The 4,418-nt window shown below is 49.0% G+C and carries 3 protein-coding genes and 1 pseudogene; 3 read left to right on the forward strand and 1 reads right to left on the reverse strand.

Features of this window, described 5'->3' with window-relative positions; all coding sequences use genetic code 11:
- Positions 1–610 (forward strand): annotated as a pseudogene (locus Q0389_RS07580) (BRCT domain-containing protein); the annotation flags it as partial.
- Here Q0389_RS07580 and Q0389_RS07585 read toward each other — a convergent pair.
- The gene (locus Q0389_RS07585) at positions 536–1,729 is read right to left on the reverse strand and encodes an FAD-dependent oxidoreductase (RefSeq protein WP_298693263.1); all 1,194 of its coding nucleotides are present in this window, start codon (positions 1,727–1,729) and stop codon (positions 536–538) included. The pseudogene Q0389_RS07580 and the gene Q0389_RS07585 sit on opposite strands and share 75 nt — an antisense overlap.
- A gap of 143 nt (positions 1,730–1,872) precedes the next feature.
- Here Q0389_RS07585 and Q0389_RS07590 point away from each other — a divergent pair, with 143 nt between their 5' ends.
- The gene (locus Q0389_RS07590) at positions 1,873–4,143 is read left to right on the forward strand and encodes an EAL domain-containing protein (protein ID WP_298693264.1); all 2,271 of its coding nucleotides are present in this window, start codon (positions 1,873–1,875) and stop codon (positions 4,141–4,143) included.
- The coding region (locus Q0389_RS07595) for a S4 domain-containing protein (protein WP_298693265.1) at positions 4,140–4,418 on the forward strand (279 nt) is incomplete at its 3' end. The genes Q0389_RS07590 and Q0389_RS07595, both read left to right, overlap by 4 nt.

Raw genomic sequence — 4,418 nt, forward strand, 5'->3', positions numbered from 1 at the left:
GCTCCTCTGACTGGAGGGCTTCAAAGAGAAAAAGAGCCGCAACCTTCTCGATGCGATAGCCGCAGCCAAGGGGTGCGACTGCTGGCGCTTTATTAATGCGCTAGGGATCGAGCATATCGGAGAGGTCGCCTCCAAAACGCTGTGCGGCGTATTCGGTACGTCGTTTGATACGGCAAGCCGCGAAGCCATTTTGGCACTGGAAGGGTTCGGAGGGGAGATGGTCGAATCGATCCTCGAATTCGTCCGTGTCAACAGCGAGAAGATCGAGAGACTCCGATCGATTTTGAACCCTGTCGCTCCGGTAAAAGTGGAAGCGGCAGAGAACCCGTTCAAAGGCAAAAGCGTCGTAATTACCGGATCGATGTCGGTGCCGCGCGATCAAATCAAAGCGATGCTAGAAGAGTTGGGGGCAAAAGTCGCCTCATCGGTATCGAAAAAGACCGATTATGTCGTGTACGGCGAAGATGCGGGGAGCAAATACGATAAAGCGGTGGAGTTGGGGGTGAGCCTTCTCACAGAGAGCGGATTTCGGGAGTTAGCGTCTTTTCCCCAAAGCGCTGCGACGGCGGAGGGGAGTCGTGTAGAGCCGAAATATAGCCTTTTTGATTAAATAGGCAAGATATCCTTTGACTTTGATTCCTCCGGGGAGGAGTCCTGCCCCATATTCGCCTCCCAGCGCGATCATTATCCCCTGGTTCGTATATTTGAACGGTTTTTTAGGTTTATCTTCCAAAGAGCGGAGAATATTCTCCGCCGCGTGTTCGGCACCCCGTTCGGCAAATTGGGCGGTCGGAGGGATAAATTTTCCCTCTTTGTCCTGCCCGTGGGTGACGTCGCCGACGGCATAGATAGTGTCGTAACCCGGAATATTAAGCATCTCATCGACGATCAGATGCCCTTTTGGGTTTGTCTCGAATCCCAGATATTTCGTCAGAGTCGATGCCGCAATCCCTCCGGTAAAAATCATGAATTCAAAACGGAGCGTTTTACCGTTATCGAGGAGAATTTCCTGAGGGCGTACTTCACTGATACGGTTATTATGCCAGACATGAACCCCTAATTCGGTGAGACGGCGATAGGCGCTCTCGATCAAAAACGGATCCATTCCGTAGAGAATGCTCTCGTACGCATCGATAAGGTAGACGTCGATCCCGCGGCAGCCGAAATTGCCGTTTTGGTAAAAACTGTTAGCGTATGCCGCCATTTCCGCCGCGATTTCTACCCCCGACAATCCCGCTCCCCCGATGACGATATTAAACGGAGTGACCTCGCACCCTTGTGTCTGTGATTCGATACGGTTGAAGATCGCCTTTTCGAATTGCTGTTTAAAATTGAGTGCGGCGGGGATGCTTTTGACTCCGTAGGTGTGTTCCCGAAGTCCGGGGATAAAATCGGGGAAATAGGTTCGGCTTCCGCTGGCGATGATGAGTCGGTCGTAGGTAAACGTTTCGGTCTGTGTAGCTACCTGATTATGGGTCGGGTCGATGGTATTTACCTCTTCACATACGAACCGTACGGAAGAGAAACTTTTGGTAAAAGAGGGCAAATCGATCATGATATGAGACATATCGACCTTGTTCGCGATAAAATCGTACACTTCTGCCTGCATATAATGGTACGGATTTTTATCGATGAGGGTGATACGGACGGAACGATGGTGTGCCAGTCTTTCCAGCGCGCGGATTCCGCCGTAACCTCCTCCGATAATGACTACATGGACGCTTTTCACTGCTTCCCCCAAAATTTTTGTGCAATGGTAGCGGAATTTGAGTGCTTTCTCAACTTCTCTTGATGGGGATATGGTTATAATGATAAGTATATTTTTAATGAAAGATTTTTCTGGATTTCAGAGAAATTGGCAAAAGAGACGTTATGAAAGAAGAGAACGAGGGATTTTCTTGTTCCATCGAAGATACAGTTATAGAGCCCGAACCGCTTAATACGTCTCGATACGGTGAAATTCTTACCCTGCAAAACAAGATACTGGAATTGATGGCATTGGGAGTCGATGAGATCGACGTTCTACACCGTCTGTGCGAAATGGAAGAGAAACTGGTCCCCGGTGCTGTCGCATCGATCATGATTTTGGATGAAGCGACCGGATTGATGAATGTTTTGGAAGCTCCGAGTATTCCGCCGGAAGGGATCGCCATGCTTAACGGTTTGCGTCCGGGACCGGGCGGAGGATCGTGCGGCAATGTTCTCTACCGTAAAGAGGCCCAATTCGTTACCGATATCGAAAACGACCCCCGATGGGACGAACTTCGCCCGATTGCCAAAGCCTTCGGTTTGGGAGCATGTTGGTCGATGCCGGTGCGCAGCGAAGGGAATACGATTATCGGGACTTTTGCCCTCTCCTCTTTTACCAAACGCTCTCCGAGTGCTTTTGATAAAAGCCTTTTGGAGATCGGGGCGTTTATCGTCGGTATCCTCTTGCAACGGCGTGAACATCAGCAGCAGATTCAAGCGCATGAAAAGCGGATCAGAATTCTCGGAACGGCGTTTGAAAATTCCAGAGAAGGGATCATGCTCTCAGATGAGAATAACAATATTCTCGAAGTCAATCAGGCTTTTATCAAAACCTTCGGCTATACCCACACCGAAGTGATCGGCAAAAATCCCAAAATGCTCTCCTCCGGACGGCACGATCCCTTTTTCTATGAGCAGATGTGGAAGGCGATTAACGAAGAAGGGCGCTGGAGCGGAGAGATCAAAAATCGGCGTAAAGACGGAACGGGGATCGTCCAATGGATGAGTATTTCCGTCGTCGACGACTATCAAAACGGGACTAAAAATTATCTTGCCGTGACGCTCGATATCAGCCAGCTTAAAGAGAGCGAAGAAAAGCTCTCGTATATGGCGTACCATGACCCCTTGACGGGTCTGGCAAATCGTACTAAACTGTTTGAACGAATCGATCAGTTTATTCAGCGTTCAAAACGTTCCCATGCGATAGGGGCATTGCTCTATCTCGATTTGGATCGGTTTAAAAATTTGAACGATTCCATGGGGCATACCGTAGGAGATCAGATTCTAGTCGAAGTAGCGGCACGTTTGAGTTCACGGGTTCGTTCTCATGATTTGATAGCACGTGTCGGCGGAGATGAATTCGTTCTGTGGCTGGAAGATTTGCAAAATACGGCGGAAGCCGAAATCGTCGCCGAAAAATTCCTGAACGTATTCAATGAACCTTTCATCGTCAATGCGCACGAGTACATGGTACAAGGAAGTATCGGAATCGCATTGTACCCGCAAGATGCCCGTCAGCGCGATTCTTTGCTTAAAAACGGCGATGCGGCGATGTACCGTGCAAAAGAAGACCCGAAACGTAAAATCGCATATTATCGTCTGCAGATGACACAGCAGGCGAAAACCTCTTTGCGACTGGAAAGCGAACTCTATCAAGCACTTAAGAATTATGAGTTCGAACTCTATTATCAGCCGAAAATCGATGCTATGAGCGGTGTGATCAAAGGGGCGGAAGCGTTGATACGATGGAACCATCCGACACGGGGACTCGTAATGCCGGGAGATTTTATCTCCTTTGCCGAGCAGACATCGCTGATTTCGCAAATGGGCGAGTATGTTTTGGAACAGGCTTTCGAGCAGTTGAAAATATGGCAGAGCCGATCGCAGAGCCGAATCAATGTGTCGGTCAATCTTTCCGGACGTCAGCTCAATGATGACGATATCGCCTCTTTGCTGGGGATTATCGGAAAATATACCGATTTGGCTCCGTTTATCACGATCGAATTGACCGAAACCTTTTTGATGCATCACGCCCAAAGCGCGGTGAGCATGCTGGAGAAGCTCAAAAACGCAGGTGTGATGCTCTCCATCGATGATTTCGGGACGGGATATTCGTCGTTGGGGTATTTGAAGCGATTTAAAGTGGACGAACTCAAAATCGACCGTTTATTGATTAACGATATCGAGACCGACCCGAATGACCGTATTATTGCCGATGCGGTGATCGCGATGGCGCATACGCTGGGGTTGAAAGTCGTTGCAGAAGGTGTGGAAACCGTTGTACAGGCGGAGATCCTTCGTGAAAGCGGCTGTGATCTGTTTCAGGGATTTTATTTTGACCGTCCGTTGAAAGCGGAGGTTTTTTACGAGCGTTATTTGGAAGGAAAAGTATGAGGCTTGACAGCTACTTGGTCGAAAAAGGGTTTGTAGAGAGCCGTAACAAAGCACAGCAGTTGATCAAAGATCACGCCGTTACGGTAGAGGGAAAAATCATCGATAAGGTCTCTTTTGACGTGGATGAAGGGATGTCGGTTGCAGTCGCGGATGCTCAAATGTATGTGAGCCGAGCGGCGATCAAGCTCAAGGGGTTCCTTCCCTTTACCGAATGGGATTTAAACGGATTGCGTGCATTGGATATCGGTTCGAGTACGGGAGGATTTACGCAGGTT

The sequence above is a fragment of the uncultured Sulfuricurvum sp. genome, assembly GCF_937936435.1.
In the GTDB taxonomy this organism is placed as follows: Bacteria; Campylobacterota; Campylobacteria; order Campylobacterales; family Sulfurimonadaceae; genus Sulfuricurvum.

Coding starts and splice junctions, on each gene's coding strand:
- Q0389_RS07590 (WP_298693264.1), top strand. CDS start 1,873: ATGAAAGAAGAGAACGAGGGATTTTCTTGTTCCATCGAAGATACAGTT.